The 14,314-nt window shown below is 72.0% G+C and carries 15 protein-coding genes; 8 read left to right on the top strand and 7 right to left on the bottom strand.

All coding sequences use genetic code 11. The features are described from left to right. Positions 1–181: 181 nt before the first annotated feature. The gene (locus ACPA54_RS04270) at positions 182–985 is read right to left on the bottom strand and encodes a LysR family substrate-binding domain-containing protein (protein WP_423526921.1); all 804 of its coding nucleotides are present in this window, start codon (positions 983–985) and stop codon (positions 182–184) included. 57 nt (positions 986–1,042) lie between these two features. Here ACPA54_RS04270 and ACPA54_RS04265 point away from each other — a divergent pair, with 57 nt between their 5' ends. Beyond that, entirely contained in the window at positions 1,043–1,432 is a 390-nt protein-coding gene (locus ACPA54_RS04265; protein ID WP_423526920.1) for a DUF5997 family protein, read from the top strand. 76 nt (positions 1,433–1,508) lie between these two features. Here the strand turns inward: ACPA54_RS04265 and ACPA54_RS04260 are convergent, their stop codons facing one another. The 3 genes from ACPA54_RS04260 to ACPA54_RS04250 form a co-directional block, all read right to left on the bottom strand. Continuing rightward, a complete protein-coding gene (locus tag ACPA54_RS04260; protein WP_423526918.1) occupies positions 1,509–3,032 on the bottom strand; it encodes a hypothetical protein in 1,524 nt (507 codons plus the stop codon). A 9-nt stretch (positions 3,033–3,041) separates the two neighbouring features. Further along, positions 3,042–3,692: an HAD family hydrolase gene (locus ACPA54_RS04255; RefSeq protein WP_423526916.1), complete on the bottom strand. Its 651-nt coding sequence runs from the start codon at positions 3,690–3,692 to the stop codon at positions 3,042–3,044. 103 nt (positions 3,693–3,795) lie between these two features. Next, a complete protein-coding gene (locus tag ACPA54_RS04250) occupies positions 3,796–4,545 on the bottom strand; it encodes an alpha/beta hydrolase family protein (protein ID WP_423526914.1) in 750 nt (249 codons plus the stop codon). A gap of 482 nt (positions 4,546–5,027) precedes the next feature. On the opposite strand from ACPA54_RS04250, the gene ACPA54_RS04245 reads away from it, so the two are divergent. Continuing rightward, positions 5,028–5,159 (top strand): hypothetical protein, encoded by a 132-nt coding sequence (locus ACPA54_RS04245; RefSeq protein ID WP_423526912.1) that lies wholly within the window; start codon positions 5,028–5,030, stop codon positions 5,157–5,159. 41 nt (positions 5,160–5,200) lie between these two features. On the opposite strand, the gene ACPA54_RS04240 is transcribed toward ACPA54_RS04245, so the two are convergent. Beyond that, positions 5,201–6,349 (bottom strand): penicillin-binding transpeptidase domain-containing protein, encoded by a 1,149-nt coding sequence (locus tag ACPA54_RS04240; protein ID WP_423526910.1) that lies wholly within the window; start codon positions 6,347–6,349, stop codon positions 5,201–5,203. Positions 6,350–6,436: 87 nt separating this feature from the next. On the opposite strand from ACPA54_RS04240, the gene ACPA54_RS04235 reads away from it, so the two are divergent. From ACPA54_RS04235 to ACPA54_RS04225, 3 genes are read left to right on the top strand one after another with little or no spacing between them, the layout of a single operon-like run. After that, positions 6,437–7,372: a LysR family transcriptional regulator gene (locus ACPA54_RS04235; RefSeq protein WP_423526908.1), complete on the top strand. Its 936-nt coding sequence runs from the start codon at positions 6,437–6,439 to the stop codon at positions 7,370–7,372. Further along, on the top strand, positions 7,360–8,253 hold the full coding sequence (locus ACPA54_RS04230) for a serine hydrolase (RefSeq protein WP_423527815.1): 894 nt from the start codon (positions 7,360–7,362) through the stop codon (positions 8,251–8,253). The genes ACPA54_RS04235 and ACPA54_RS04230 overlap by 13 nt, the downstream gene beginning before the upstream one ends. A 15-nt stretch (positions 8,254–8,268) precedes the next feature. After that, positions 8,269–8,604: a hypothetical protein gene (locus ACPA54_RS04225; RefSeq protein ID WP_423526907.1), complete on the top strand. Its 336-nt coding sequence runs from the start codon at positions 8,269–8,271 to the stop codon at positions 8,602–8,604. Positions 8,605–8,654: 50 nt separating this feature from the next. On the opposite strand, the gene ACPA54_RS04220 is transcribed toward ACPA54_RS04225, so the two are convergent. Both ACPA54_RS04220 and ACPA54_RS04215 read right to left on the bottom strand, forming a co-directional pair. Further along, positions 8,655–9,332 carry a hypothetical protein gene (locus tag ACPA54_RS04220; protein WP_423526905.1) on the bottom strand — a complete coding sequence of 226 codons (678 nt, stop codon included), beginning with the start codon at positions 9,330–9,332 and terminating at the stop codon, positions 8,655–8,657. 112 nt (positions 9,333–9,444) lie between these two features. After that, positions 9,445–10,431: an IclR family transcriptional regulator gene (locus ACPA54_RS04215; protein ID WP_423526904.1), complete on the bottom strand. Its 987-nt coding sequence runs from the start codon at positions 10,429–10,431 to the stop codon at positions 9,445–9,447. Positions 10,432–10,612: 181 nt separating this feature from the next. On the opposite strand from ACPA54_RS04215, the gene ACPA54_RS04210 reads away from it, so the two are divergent. The 3 genes from ACPA54_RS04210 (at position 10,613) to ACPA54_RS04200 (ending at position 14,084) form a co-directional block, all read left to right on the top strand. Continuing rightward, on the top strand, positions 10,613–11,851 hold the full coding sequence (locus ACPA54_RS04210; protein WP_423526902.1) for a metal-dependent hydrolase family protein: 1,239 nt from the start codon (positions 10,613–10,615) through the stop codon (positions 11,849–11,851). Further along, positions 11,832–12,281, top strand: a complete 450-nt coding sequence (locus ACPA54_RS04205; protein WP_423526900.1) for a nuclear transport factor 2-like protein — start codon at positions 11,832–11,834, stop codon at positions 12,279–12,281. The genes ACPA54_RS04210 and ACPA54_RS04205 overlap by 20 nt, the downstream gene beginning before the upstream one ends. A gap of 156 nt (positions 12,282–12,437) precedes the next feature. Further along, positions 12,438–14,084 (top strand): FAD-binding protein, encoded by a 1,647-nt coding sequence (locus ACPA54_RS04200; RefSeq protein ID WP_423526899.1) that lies wholly within the window; start codon positions 12,438–12,440, stop codon positions 14,082–14,084. Positions 14,085–14,314 lie beyond the last annotated feature (230 nt).

The raw sequence follows: 14,314 nt of genomic DNA, 5'->3' as shown, positions 1-14,314 counted from the left end.
AAGTACCCCGGCGTACGTCCGCACATGTTCTCGCCACGCCCTCACCCTGCCGGTGTGCGGGGGTTCGCTGCGGCCGGGATTTCGCGATTGGGGACGCGTACGTGTAGCGCAGCGAGGCGCTCTGAAGCGGACTTGAGGACGCCGCGCGGCTCCGGTTCCGGTGCGGCGGGCACCGCTGATGTCACCGCTTCCCGCGCGGCCGCCCCGTCCGTTTGGCTCCGCGGTTGCCCGCGGCCCCCTTGCCGGTGGTGCCCCCGCGTCCGGTTCCGCCGCCGCCCTGTCCGCGCCCGGCGGCGGGCTTTCCGCTTCGGGCTGCCGGGGTCTTGCGGGTGTCCTTGCCGGTGTCTTTGCCGGTGTCTTTCGTCGGGGTGGGCGTGCGGCCCCGGGAGCTGTTGGCGGTGCGGCCCCGGACGATGCCGATGAATTCCTCGACGAGGTCGGTGGTGGCGTCTTCGCGCCAGGCGAGGGCGACTTGCGATTGCGGGGCGTCGAGCATGACGCGGTAGGTCAGGTCGCGGCGGTGGTGCAGGCGGGCGAGGGATTGGGGCACGATCAGGACGCCGACGTTGGCGGCGACCAGTTCGATCGCGTCGCCGGTCGAGGCGGGGCGTTCGACGGCGGGGCGGCCGGGTGTGGCTTCCCACGCGAGGGTGTCGTCGAGCGGGTGGAAGACCACGTCGTCGGCCAGGTCGGCGGCGGTGACCTCGTCGACGGCGGTCACCAGGTGGTCTTTGGGGACCACGACGACGGTGGTCTCGGTGTAGAGCGGGATGGCGCTGAGGTCGGTCCGGTCGCACGGCAGGCGGAGCAGGACCGCGTCGGCGTCGCCGGCGCGGACCTGGTCGGCGGCGTCGGTGGGTGCCATCGGCACGAGTTCCAGGGGGACGTCGGGAAGCCGTTCGGTCCAGGTCCGCACCCACTTGGCGGGGGTCACGCCGGGGACGTACCCGAGCCGGAAAGTCGAAGGTGCAGTAGTGCCGGTCACGCTGTCAGGCTACCGGGCGTGACCGGAGCACCCTGCGCCGCTCGATAGGCTTGGGGCATGACGTCGCGCAAGACCACCCAGACCATGAAGCCCGCGACCGCGGCAAAGAAGCTGGGCGTGTACCTCCCGGCCACGCCCGCCGCGTTCCAAGAGGGCGCGGTGTCGCGCGAGGAGCTGGACACGCTGCAGGCCGATCCGCCGGAGTGGCTGAGCGAGCTGCGGCGCACCGGCCCGCACCCGCGTCCGGTGGTCGCCGCGAAGCTTGGCGTGTCCATTTCCGGGCTTGCGCGGGGCGGGGTGACCGAGGCGCTGACGACCGACGAGATCGAGGAGATCAAGGCGGAGAACCCGCTGTGGCTGCAGCACGAGCGGGCGACGCAGGCCGAGGTGCGGAAGGAAACCGCGCGGCTCAAGGCCCGTGACGACGAGCGCGCCGCCAAGGGCTGACCCGCCGCACTTCCCCCACCGGAATCTGTCCCGGCCCCGACGCCCGCTGTCCCGCGGGCGGCGGGGCCGTCGTTTTTCAGCGTTTGAGGGTGCGTCCGACGCCGGCGATGACGGTGGTGACGAGGACCCATCCGGCGACGATCAGGACGAGGGCGACGGCTTTGTCGGCGCCGGTGGGGTCGCGGGCGGTTTCGTGGCCGAGGTCGATGACGGGCAGCAGTAGGTCGAGGGTGTAGAGGAAGGGGTCCCAGGTGGGTGCTTCGCCTGCTTTGACGGGTGCGGGGGCGCCGGCCCAGCGGAAGTAGCCGGTGCCGCCGGCCAGCAGGACGGCGATCCAGGTGAGTGCGCGGGCGGGGAGGTAGCCGAAGCCGACGGCGGCGTCCTGGAGGGCGCCCCAGGTTCCGGCGGCGCGGCCGAGGGCGCGGTGCCGGAGGCGTTCTTTGGCGCGGAGGACGTGGCGGGCGTCGGCTTCGCGGCCGTCGGCGCGCATGGCCGCGGCGAGTTGTTCGTAGGGGGCGGGTGCGAAGGGGCGCGGTCCGGTGCCGAAGTCGGCGCCGTGCTGGCGGTCGAGCCAGGCGAGGCGTTGTTCGGCGGTGGGGCGGGCGTGGTCGTCGCTGCGGTGGGTGAGGCGCTGGTAGGTGAAGCCGTCGAGTTCGACGGTGAGGTGGTCGGGCCAGCCGAGGACGTCGTCGACGAAGCGTGCGGTGTGGGCGTCGCGGAGGCTGATGCGGCCGGTCGAGCCGGGGGCGGGGCGGAGCGTGAGCATGGTGCAGGTGGCTTCGATGAGGAGCAGTGCCCAGGCGTCGGGGTGGTCGAAGTGGACGTCGACGAAGGTGAGGGCGGTGGCGATGCGGGCGCCGATGAAGTTGGCTTCGCCGTACACGTGGAGGCCGTGGGCGAGGAGGCCGCCTTCGACGACGATGCCGGAGGCGGCGAGTGCGGTGTGGCCGGGGTTGTCGAGGCGGGCGTGGTGGAGGAACAGGTCTCCGGTGATGCGGGCGTTGCGCAGCCGGGTTTCGCCGGTGACGGTGAAGCCGTCGGAGAGGCGCAGGGTGCCGTCGACGACGATGGAGCCGAGGGTTGCGGTGGCGCCGACGGTGGTGCCGCGCAGGTCGGCTTCGCCGCCGATGCGGGCGTTGAACAGCCATAGTTCGCCGGCTATGCGGGCGTTGCGGAGGCCGAACCAGGAGTCGGCGCGTATGCCTTCGGCTTCGAGTGCGGGGAGGGTGCAGCCGTCGAGGTCGAGGGAGGGGAGCTGGGTGTGGTCGAGGACGAGGGTTTCGTCGAAGGCGGTGTCTTTGATCGACACGGGGATGTCGATGCGGGATGCGGTGAGGTCCAGGTTGCCGGTGATTCGGGCGCCGCGGAGGGTGAGGCGGGCGGTGTGGCCGGGTTCGGGTTCGGGGCCGCCGAGGAGGAGGCGGCCGATGGTGGTGGCGCGGATGCGGCGTGCGGGTGGCCAGTGTGCGGCGGTGGCGGGGTCGTCGCGGGTGGGGTCGCCGGTGCGGAGGTCGAGGGTGCGGCCGGTGCGGTAGGCGTGCCAGAGGGCTTGTTCCGGTGGGGTCCAGTCGGGTGGCGGGGTGCCGGTGTTGGCGGGCACGGGGTTTCGTCAGGCTTCCGCGATGAGCCTGGGGAGGTCGCGCATGTCGTCGAAGACGGTGGTGCCTGGTCCTTCGAGCCATGCGGCGGGGGTGAGGCCGCCGCTGTAGCCGAGGGATCGCATGCCGGCGGCGCGGGCGGCGGCGATGCCGTGGCGGCTGTCTTCGACGACGATGCAGGCGGCCGGGTCGGTGCCCATGCGGGTGGCGGCGTGGAGGAAGAGGTCGGGTGCCGGTTTGCCGTGGGTGACTTCGTCGGCGCTGAAGATGCTGCCGTCGAAGCGTTCGAGTAGGCCGGTTTGGCCGAGGTTGGTGCGCAGGTGGTGGTGGGTGCTGCTGGAGGCGACGCACCAGGGCAGGGTGATGCGGTCGAGGGCGTCTTCGATGCCGTCGACGGGCGCGAGTTCGTCGCGGAAGACGGCTTCGTAGAGGGGACGGTATTCGTCCTGCCAGCCTTCCGGCAGCGGGCGGCCGAGGTGGGCTTCGACGTCGGCGGCGAAGTCGGCGGTGGAGCGTCCGACGAACCGTTCGACGACTTCCGTTTCCGTCATCGGCCATCCGAGTGCTTCCAGGACGATGACGTCGACGCGGACGGCGAGCCGTTCGCTGTCGATGAGCACGCCGTCGCAGTCGAAGATCACCAGTTCGATCGGCTTGTCCATGCGGCGAGGCTATCGGGCGGGCGGTCGCGGGATCCGACCGGCGTCGGACCGGATTCGGTCGTTGCGCGGCCGGTTTCCGCCAATTCGTGGCCATGCTCGGTCGTCAGGCGCCGGGTTCTTCGGTCGCGACGTGGGCGTCCAGCCATGCCACCGCGCTCGCCCAGCTGGGGTGTGCCGGGTCGATGACGTGGAAGTGGCCGGTGTCGACGTGTTCGGCGAGTTCGGCCGGGTCTCCGGCGGCTTTGGCGGCGGCGACGTAGGCGCGGCCTTGGGTGATGGGCACGTCGACGTCGCGTTGTCCGTGGACGACGAGCTGCGGGCGGCCGAGCGGTACGCGGTGGAGGGGGGAGGCGTGCCGGTACGCGGCGGGGTCCTCGTCGGGTCCGGCGCCGATGAATGCCTCGGGGGATCCGGGGCTGAGTCGTTCGGCGACCGCTCGCGGCAGGTCGGTGACGGGTGCGAGTGCCACGACTGCGTCGACGCGGTGATGGGCGGCGGCCATCAGTGCGAGGTGGCCTCCTGCGGAGTGGCCGACGGATGCGGACGGGAGGACGGCGAGGTCGGGGCGGGCGTTGCGGACCGCGTCGACCGCGGCGAGGACGTCGTCGAGGGTTTGCGGCCAGCCTCCGCCGTCGGTGCCGGTGCGCCGGTATTCGACGTTGGCGACCGTCCAGCCGCGTGCGGCCAGGTCGGCGCTGAGGCCGTCCATGAGGTGCCGGTCGTAGGTGTCGCGCCACCAGCCGCCGTGCAGCATCACGACGAGTCCGCGGGGCGGGCGGTCGCTTTCGGCGTTCCACAGTTCGGCGAACTGGCTGGCCGCGGTGCCGTAGCGGATCTCGTCGTGGGTGGGCACGGGTGCTCCTGAGGTGGGGAAGACGGGTGGCTGCTGTGGTGCGCCGATGAGCCCGGTCACGTGTCCGTTGCGCTCATGTGTGTCACGTTCTCGCGGCCAGCCTTGCCGACCTCCTCCCCCACCGTCCACTCTTCGCGCCTGTACGCCGGCCTGGGTACGACGTCGGAATCGGGCCACGTGCCGCGAGCCCTGGCGAGGGTGGTCGTGGCGGCGCGAATTTCCTCAACCGCGGCGTCGGCGTCGGCGTCGGCGTCGGCGCCACCCTCGACAGCGGCTGGGAGAACTTCGTGGACGACGCGGGCCGGGACCGGCTCTGCGTCGGATAGCCCCTGGACGGAAGTGCACGGTGTCGGCGCCTCGGTCTTGGTCCGGGGCGGCCGTCGCCTTCGCGGTGCAATTCCCCTCGCTCGGTCGCGGCGACCGGTTACGCGGGCATCGAGCGGATGATCCTGTAATTCCTCCGGGACGAGGTAGGCGAGACCTTGCTCGGACTGCTCGACGCCAAAGCGGAGCCGGACGTCATCGCAGCGGCATGCCTGCGATTCCACGACGCCATCGCCCGCCTGCTGAATACGTCGGAGTGGATCCTGCAGGGCGGCTACCGGTCCCTGTGAGGGGCCGGTAGCCCCCGGTGCCGGCCGCGGCGGCAATGCCGCTACGCGGCCGGCACCGCGGACAGGTAGTCGCGGATGATCGGGCCCGCCGCGGAGGAGCCCGAGGTGCCGCCCTCGACGTAGACCGCGACGGCGATGTTGCCGCGGAACGCGACCATCCAGCCGTTGGTGGCGTCGCCGACCTCGGCGGTGCCGGTCTTGGCACCGACGCCGGGCATGCCGCGGAAGACGTCCTTGGCGCTGCCTGTGGTGGCGCAGTCGATCATCATGCTCTTGATCGCCTTGCTCACGCTCGCGGGGAGCGTCGCCGACGCCTTGTGCACGGTCATGCCGCGTTCCAGCACTGGCTGGTGGAACGTGCCGGTGACCGCGGTGGCGACGACCGAGGCCATGGTCAACGGGTTCATTTTGAGCGCGCCTTGGCCGATCATCTGCGCGGCCTTGTCGTTCTCGCTCGTCGCGGGCGGCACGACGCCGTCCACGGAGCCTTGGCCGGTGCCGACTTTCCAGGCGTCGCTGTTGAGGCCGAAGTACTTGGTGGAGAACTCCGACAGGTCGCTGTTGGTGATGCGGCCGCGCAGGTCGATCAGCGCGGTGTTGCACGAGTGGGCGAAGTCCTGGCGGAACGTGGCGTCGGGCATGACCATGCCGTGCACGTTGTGGAAGTTCTGTCCGTTGACGGTGGAGTTGGCCGGGCACGGCGTGCGCCCGTCCGGGGTCACGACGCCTTTGGACAGCAGCAGCGCGGATGTCACGATCTTGAACGTGGACCCCGGCGCGATCGCCCCGGACATGCCGGCTTGGCGGTGCACGGTCGAGACGATCTCGCCGTTGCGCATGTCGAGGGCGATCAGCGATGCGGCGGCGTTCTGGCCGACGGCCCGCTCCGCCGCGGTCTGCAGCGCGGGGACCAGCGTCGAGGATCCGGGGCCGCTGGTCGGGGCCGGAGACGACGGCACGGCCGACGTGCTCGCCGACGGACTCGCCGAGGGCGCGGCGGCTGCCGAGGCGGTAGGCGAGGCCGAGGCGCTCACGCTGCCGGCACCGGCGTCCGGAGAGGCGTTGTCGTCGGACAGCAGGCCGCAGCCTGCCGCCGCCACGCAGGTCCAAGCGACCACCGCGGCGTGCAACGGCGCACGGCGGGATATGCCGCCGCGCGTGCCGCGACGGCGTTCGAGGGGAACGGTCATGGGCTCCACAAGATCAGACCGGCCGCCGGCAAGTCCAAGACGAATATCGTCCGTGTTTTGATAGGTGAATTGATATCGTTGCCGGTCATGAACCTCGTAGCGCACCTGACCTGCTTTGTCGCGGTCGCCGAGGAACTGCATTTCGGGCGGGCGGCGGAGCGCTTGGGCATGGCTCAGCCGCCGCTCAGCCAGCGGATCCGGCGTCTGGAGACGGAGCTGGGTGTGCGGTTGTTCGAGCGCTCCAGCCGGCATGTGGCGCTCACTCCGGCGGGGCGTGCGCTGCTCGGCGAAGCGCGTGACATCCTCTCCCGGGTGGAACGGATCTACGCCCTTCGGTCGCGCGAAGGCGGCACTCTCCGGGCCGCGGTGCCGGGTGATTTGGACGGTGCCGTGGTTGCGGCGCTGATCGCCGCATTCCGTGAGCGCCGACCCGATCTGGTGCTCGACCTCGTCCCGCTCGGCACGCCCGAACAGGTGCGCCGACTCGGCACCGGGGCTTTGGACGTCGGCATCGTGCGGCACCCGTGCGAGGCCCCCGGGCTGGCGTTCGGCCCGGTGCTCGCGCAGCCCGTCGGTGTCCTGCTCGCCGCCGTCGACGCGGCTCCGGACGTCCGGCTGCCCGACCTCGGTGGCCGCGCGGTCGCGGTCTTCCCCCGCGACGAGGCGCCCGGCGCGTACGACGAGCTGCTGGCCGCGTGCCGCGCCCGCGGCTTCGCGCCCGCCGCCGTCCACGAGTCGCCGAACCCGCAGTTCGCCCTCGGGCTCGTCCTCGCCGGGACCGCGGTTGCCCTCACTCCGCGCACCGCCGAGACGGCGGGCACGGTATGGCGTCCGCTGCTCGGCGGCCCGCTGGTCCTGCGGACCTCGTGCGCGTGGCGGCTGGGCGAGGAACCCGCGGCAGGGGTGAGTGACTTCACCGCCACGGCCACCGGTGTGCTGCGCCGCGAAGCCGGCATGACCGACCTCGAGACACCCGCGCCGCGGCGCGTCGTGCTCCGTCCGGCTTCGGGATTCCTCGCGTGAGCGCCCGGCAGGACGTCGAGCAGGTCTTCCGCGACGCCGGCGTCGTCGGCCAGGTGCACGCGGTCGACATCGACCGCGGCGTCGAGCTGGGTGTCTCCCCCGACGCCCCGGTGGTGCTCGCGTCGGTGTTCAAGCTGCCGTTGCTGGTCGCGTTCTACCGGGAGGCCGCCGCGGGCGTGCTCGATCCGCGGGAGCCGGTCACGCTGCGCGCGGACGAGCGGTGCGCCGGGCCGACCGGGACGTCGATGCTCGCCGACGACGTCACGATGTCCCTGCGCGACTTCGCCGCGCTGATGATGACGGTCAGCGACAACGCGGCCGCCGACACGGTGTTCGCCCGCGTGGGCGCCGCGGCCGTCGACCGGGCGCTCCGCGAACTGGGCTTGGAGCACACGCGCGTCGTCGGCGACAGCCGTATGCTGCAGGACTCGATGCTCGCGGACAGCGGCGCCGCCGGCATGGCCGACCTGTGGGAGCGCCTCGACGAACCCGGTGGTCTCGCGCGGCTCCGCGCGCTCGACCCGGCCCGCACCAGCGCGAGCACACCGCGCGACATGACGCGCCTGCTGGCGATGATCTGGCGCGACGAGGCGGCGGCGCCGGATGCGTGCGCCCATATGCGTCGGCTGATGGGCCTTCAGGTGTGGCCGCACCGGCTGGCGTCCGGGTTCCCGTACGACGACGTCGTGGTCAGCGGCAAGACGGGGACGCTGCCGACGATCCGCAACGAAGTCGGCGTCGTCGAGTATCCGGACGGCGGACGCTACGCCGTTGCCGTCTTCACCCGCTCTCATGCGCTGACGGCGGTCGCGCCGCACGCGGACGCGGCGATCGGGACGGCGGCCCGGCGAGCGGTCGGGGCCCTACGCTCCGACAGGTAACCCCTGACGTGGCACGTGGCGACAACCGCCTTGCTGGTCAAGACGCCGGAGCGGTTGCACCTCGTGTACGAGGAACTCCGCAAGCTGTGCAGTGCGGTCGCGGAGACCGCCTACACGGGCATCGACCTGACGATCCTGCGTTCCTCCGGTTCGACGTGCGCGAGGGCCTGGGCGGGCTGCTCAACGCCAAGGCGCAGCCGACGCAGGAGTCGCTCGCGCAAGGCGGTGGCGCCGGTCGTGACTCGGGCCAAGATCACGTACTGCGTCGGCAACGGGTGCTTCTGGGACGCGAACTCCCCCGATTCCACGTGCAAGCTACGTCTCGGAGTGGGTGTCGTCGGCGCTGCGTGAGTGGATGCAGATGGTCGGGTTTCGGGCGCTGTAGGGGGCGTCTCGGCCGTTCAGGCTTGGCCGAGGATCATCCGTTGGACGGGGCGGATCGGGCGGCCGAAGTGGGCGCAGCGGGCCTCGAACTCGGGGGGCAGCCACGGTCCGCCGAGGAGGCGCGGGTGGGACGGGAAGGCGGCGATCGCGGCCAGGGCGAACAGCAGGGAGGCCCAGGTGGTGTGGACGCGGATGGACATGTATCCCTTGCCGTACATGTCGTGGTAGCGGGCTTCGAGGACGCCGGGGGCGGGCAGGTCGATGACGTCGAGGCCGGTGAAGCCGAGGCTCAGCGGGTTGCGCGGGTGGGCGATGTAGGCGGCCTGCTGGGTCACGGTCAGTTCGCCGGCGCCGTCGGAGTCCCAGCGCGGAACGGTGTCGCGGCGGGCGGCGTTGCGGCGGGCCGCGTTGGTGATGGCGGTGGCGGCGAGGGCGCCGACGACGAAGCCGGGGCGGCCGATCGCCATGGTGTTGGTGTGCCGGTAGCTGCCGTTGCCGACGGCGCGGAGGGTGAAGCGTTCGGCGTGGCCGGTGGCGAGGACGCGTTCGCCGGGGCCGAGGCGGGCCATGCTGGCGACCTTGGGGCGGCGGTCGAGCGTGCCGGCGACTACGTCGGCGACGATGTCGCAGGTGTGCCAGAGGAATTCGTCCATCTGCGTCCACCCGTTGTCGGGTTGGACGTCGTTCCTGGCCAATGCCCCGTCCCCTTCGGTCGGCAGCCGGGTGGCGGGGGTGGTGGTTGCCGCGCGCCGCGTGTCCCGGTCGTCGGTTCGATCCTATGCAATGTGGTGCGGCCTGCGGTTCGGCTTATCCCGTGCCGGCCCACGGGTTGTGGCCGCCGATGGCGGCGGTGGCGGCTTCGGCGCATGCGGTCAAGGCGTCGATCCAGGTGAGGTACTCGGCTTCGGGGACGCCGGTGCGTTCGGGGGCGATGGTCACGGTGTAGCGGTGGGTGCCGCGGCGGTCGTAGATCGGTGCGCTGACGTTGGCGATGTCGAGGTGCGCGCCGGCGGGTGGGCCGAGGACGTACTCGGACCAGTCGGTGGCGGGGATCAGGCTGAGGAGGGTGGCGATCACCGAGGACGGCAGGTGGGATGCGACGACGTTGGAGACCACGATGTTGGCGGTCGTGGGGTTGCCGGTGAGTCGTTCCAGCAGGTAGCCGCGGGTGCGGGCGTCGGCGATCAGGTCGTCGAGGACGTTGGCGTCGTCGCGGACCGGGACGAGCGGGGACCGGTCGAGCCAGGCGGCGACCACGTCGTCGGCCGACCAGGCGGCGTTGACGAGGCCGAGGGGCGGGGTGAACGGGAAGCGTTCGCCGACCAGGTCGCGGTGGTCGCCGGGGAGGTGGGCGCCGATCCAGTCGAGGAGCACGATCGTGCCGTCCTGCGCGGTGGACAGCACGCAGCTCGCGCCGACTTTGCCGTGCAGGGCCTGCACGTGCGGGCGGACCAGGTCGAGTGCGGCGAGGCCGGTCTCGGCGGACCAGCCGAGGCGCAGGAGGGCGGGGCCGAGGCCGTAGGTCTTCGCGTCGTCGCGGCTGGCGAAACCGGCCTCGACGAGTTCGTTGAGGATGCCGAGGGTGGTGGGCATGCTCAGGTCGAGGCGGGCGGCGACCTCGGTGAGGCTGAGCCGGGCGCGCGGGTGGTCGGCGAGCAGGTTGAGGACGCCGATGACGCGGCGGGTGGGGGGCGACTCGCGTTCGGTCACCGGGGCCGGACCGCCGTGGGTCGGGGTGTCGCGTGCGGCGCCGTGCGCTGCCCCGGGCGGTGTGGCATACGGCTTGCCTGGCATGGCTCTTGACTCGTCATCAGATCCCTCTTACGGTCCCAGGCACCGGCAGTGTGGAATTCACAATTCCATATTCGTAAGCCAAGTCAAGGGGCGGTGCGGCCTTCGTCGCACGGGCCCCGACGGCGGATGTGCCAGGCAAGGGACCGAACACGACGCGGGTCCGGACGATACGGAGGCGGGCATGGGCCGACTGGTGCTGACCGGGGCGAACCTGCTGGACGGGGTGAACCCGGCGGCGGCGGACCGGGCGGTCGTGGTCGAGGAGGGGCGGATCGCCGAGGTGGCCGCGTCGTCCGCGATCGTGCGGCGGGACGACGATCGGGTCGTGGACCTGTCCGGCAAGACGGTGATACCCGGCATGTTCACGTGCCACTTTCACGCGACTTACCACGAGCTGGGGTCGCGGCCGAATGTGCCGTACGGCAACGAGTACCCGCCGTCGTACCAGGCGCTGATCGCGGCGAAGAACCTGCGGACCGCGCTCGAGCACGGCTACACCGGCGTCGTGGGCGCGGGTGCGTCGAACGAGGTCGAGGGCGGGGTCAAGCGGGCGATCGAGGACGGGTTGATCCCGGGTCCGCGGTTCTGGCCGTCGGGCCGCGAGCTGTCGACGACCGGCCACGCCAACGACGGCGTGCCGTGGCACTGGGGCATGCCCGCGCCGGGCGCGGTGCGGTTGTGCGATGGCGCGGACGGGTTCCGGATCGGGGTGCGCGAGGAGATCAAGCGCGGCGCCGAGGTGATCAAGCTGTTCGTCACCGGCGGGCACGGCACCACGGCGCCGAAGGACCGCATCGAGATGACGCGGGACGAGTTGGCCGCCGCGATCGAGACCGCGCACTCGCGGGGTGCGCTGATCCGCGCGCACCTGGTGAACAAGCCGGCCATCATGATGGCCCTCGACCTGGGGATCGACATCGTCGACCACTGCGACGAGATGGACGACGAGGTCATCGCGGCGCTGGTGGAGACCGGCGCTTTTGTGGTGCCGTCCCTGCACTTCCCCAAGCATTTCCTCGAGCTGATGGGCGACGGGCTCGGGTTCGCGGCGGACGCGATCCGGGCCGACTTGGCGCACATGTACGAGGAGATCCCCAAGGCGCAGGCCGCCGGGGTGAAGTTCGTGCTGGGCGACGACTACGGCGCGATCGGGTTCGCGCACGGGATGTACGGGCGGGAGTTCCGGCTCTACACGGAGCACGCCGGCGTCTCGCCGTTGGAGGTCATCGGCTGGGCCACCCTGAACGGTGCGCAACTCGCCCGGCGGGGACACGACTTGGGGTCGGTCGAGGTCGGGAAGCTGGCCGACCTGGTGGTCCTGGACCGGGACCCGAGCGTCGACGTGTCCGTGCTCGTGGACGGGACGCCGCGGGCCGTGCTGAAGGGCGGGGAGGTTGTCCATGGGCAGCTCGGCGGCTGACGCCGCGCATGCGGCGATGACTGCCGTCGCCCACGCACACGCGGCCGCGGAAGCGCGGGGCGATCTCGCCGGGACGCTCGGGACCTTGGACGACGTCCCGGTGTTCGAGTTCCAGCCCTGCGCCCGCGTGCTGCGCGGCAAGGATGCGGTGCGGCGCTACTACGAGCACTTCTTCGCGGAGTTCCTGCCGCGGACGGTCGGCTTCTCGGTGCGGTCGGAATGGAGCACGCCCGAGGGCCTCGGCCAGGAGTACACCCTGCGGCTGCGGCTGCCGGACGGCGGCATCGGGGAGTTCGGCATCATCGGGATCCTGCTGTTCGGCGTCGAAGGGCTCGCAGGCGAACGCATTTACGCCGCCGACGCCCTGCTCGAACTGATGCTCGGACCGGTGTTCGCGGAGACCGAGCCGCTGCCGGTCGGCGGCCTTTGACCAGCGAACCTCGTGACCACCGGCCCTGTCACCCGTCGCGACTCGTGACAGCCGGCCCCTTCCGGCCGGCCCTGACGTTTTCCCTTCGCGCCGCGTCCCCGGCGCCCATTTGTTCCCTACCCGCCCCTTTGTTCACAACGCTCGGAGAAGCAGCACATGGCTGAGAACCCCAACCCGCCCGCCTGGGACCGGATCGTCGACGTGGTCGTGGTCGGCTCCGGCGGTGCCGCGCTGGTCGCGGCGACGCTGGCGCACGACGGCGGCGCCGAGACCCTGGTCGTCGAGAAGGCCGCCATGCTCGGCGGGACGACCGCGGTGTCCGGCGGCGGCATCTGGCTGCCGGGCAACCACCACATGGAGAAGGCCGGGCTGACCGACAGCCGCGAAGACACCCTCGCGTACATCGAGCGGGTGACCGCGGGCAACGGGCAGATCGACCGGGCACAGGTCGAGGCGTTCGTCGACGCGGCGCCGAAGATGCTCGCCTACCTCGAAGAGCACACGCCGGTCCGTACGCACATCACCCCGCTGCCGGACTACTACTCGCCGTGGGGCGTTCCGGGGCAGCGCGCGATGCCGGGGCGTGCCGTGGAGGCGGACCCGTACGCGGTCGGCAGCGAACTTCCGGAGTGGGCGGACAAGATCGTCAGCCGCGGCACGCTGATGTCGCTCGGCGCGGCGACCACCCTCACGGAGGACTTCTCACCGCAGACCCCCGAACTCGTGGCCGAACTCGCCCGCCGCGAAGCCGAGGACATCCGCCCGAAGGGCGCGGCGCTGATCGCGCGGCTGTTCAAGGGCCTGCTGGAGCGCGGCGTGGAAACGCTGCTGGAGACTCCGGCGCGGGAACTGGTGACACGTGACGGCGACGTCGTCGGCGTCGTGGTGGAGCACGAGGGCCGCGAGCTGCGGATCGGGGCGCGCAAGGGCGTCGTCCTGGCGTGCGGCGGCTTCGAGTGGAACCCGGAGTTGGTCGCGGCGCACATCGGCTACGACGTCAAGCCGCTGTCCCCGCTGCGCAACAACACCGGCGACGGCCTGCTGATGGCGCAGGAGGCGGGCGCGCTCCTCGGCAACCTGGACTCGTACTGGGGCACGCCGTCGATGATCGACCCGGAGATCACCGAGGAAGACGGAACGCCGATCCCGCAGTTCGAGTGGGGCCGCGGCGCGCCGGCGTCGCTGATCGTCAACCGGCACGCCCAGCGCTTCGCGAACGAGGCGCTCCCGTACAACGACTTCCCGAAGGCGTACGGCGAGTACGACACGGGCACGCTGGACTTCCCGAACGCCGCCCCGGCGTTCCAGGTGTTCGACGCGACCGTGCGCGAGTCGCAGCGGATCCTGTCGATGCACCCGGGGCAGCCGGACCCGTCGTGGGTGCGCAAGGCCGACACGATCCGCGAACTGGCGGAGCTGGTGGGCCTCGACCCGGACGCGCTGGAGGCCACCGTGGCCCGCTTCAACGAAAACGCCGAGCGCGGCGAAGACCCCGAGTTCAATCGCCACCAGACCGGCCTGATGGCCCCGGGCCGCGTGAAGCCGCTGACGCAGGCGCCGTTCTACGCGGTGGAGATCCTGCCCGGCACGCTCGGCACCAACGGCGGCCCGCGCATCGACCCGAACGCCCAGGTCCGCCGTCAGGGCGGCGGCGTCATCGGCGGCCTGTACGCGGCGGGCAACACCGCGGCCAACGCCTTCGGCTGGGCCTACCCCAGCGGCGGCGCCACCATCGCCAACGGCACCGTCTTCGGCTACCTGGCCGGCCGCCACGCTGCCGCCCAGTCGCCCCGCGAGATCTAACCACCGCTCCCCCGCGGCCCGCCCCGCCCGGGCGGGCCGCGCCACGGACGTCCCCCCGTCCCACGTTGACTGCGGCCGCGGTGCCCTCAGGGGCGGGCACCGCGGCCGCCGGGGTTTTCGGAGGCGCGGGGGGGGGGGGGGGGGGCGGGCGCGCGGGGGGGCGGGGTGGGAGGCCCCGGGCGCGAGGGCTGTGACGCGGCCCGGCCGCGCGCGGGGGGGGGGGGGGGCGC

The sequence above is a fragment of the Uniformispora flossi genome (genome assembly GCF_049534875.1).
Classification (GTDB): domain Bacteria; phylum Actinomycetota; class Actinomycetes; order Streptomycetales; family Streptomycetaceae; genus Yinghuangia; species Yinghuangia aomiensis.
Note: the sequence above shows the minus strand (reverse complement) of the source record. Positions and strands in the feature narration are given on the sequence as shown.

Bases quoted from the DNA above. Each gene is read 5' to 3' on its own strand.
- ACPA54_RS04265 (WP_423526920.1), top strand. From the start codon at position 1,043: ATGACGTCGCGCAAGACCACCCAGACCATGAAGCCCGCGACCGCGGCA.
- ACPA54_RS04255 (WP_423526916.1), bottom strand. From the start codon at position 3,692: ATGGACAAGCCGATCGAACTGGTGATCTTCGACTGCGACGGCGTGCTC.
- ACPA54_RS04240 (WP_423526910.1), bottom strand. From the start codon at position 6,349: ATGACCGTTCCCCTCGAACGCCGTCGCGGCACGCGCGGCGGCATATCC.
- ACPA54_RS04235 (WP_423526908.1), top strand. From the start codon at position 6,437: ATGAACCTCGTAGCGCACCTGACCTGCTTTGTCGCGGTCGCCGAGGAA.
- ACPA54_RS04215 (WP_423526904.1), bottom strand. From the start codon at position 10,431: ATGCCAGGCAAGCCGTATGCCACACCGCCCGGGGCAGCGCACGGCGCC.
- ACPA54_RS04210 (WP_423526902.1), top strand. From the start codon at position 10,613: ATGGGCCGACTGGTGCTGACCGGGGCGAACCTGCTGGACGGGGTGAAC.
- ACPA54_RS04205 (WP_423526900.1), top strand. From the start codon at position 11,832: ATGGGCAGCTCGGCGGCTGACGCCGCGCATGCGGCGATGACTGCCGTC.
- ACPA54_RS04200 (WP_423526899.1), top strand. From the start codon at position 12,438: ATGGCTGAGAACCCCAACCCGCCCGCCTGGGACCGGATCGTCGACGTG.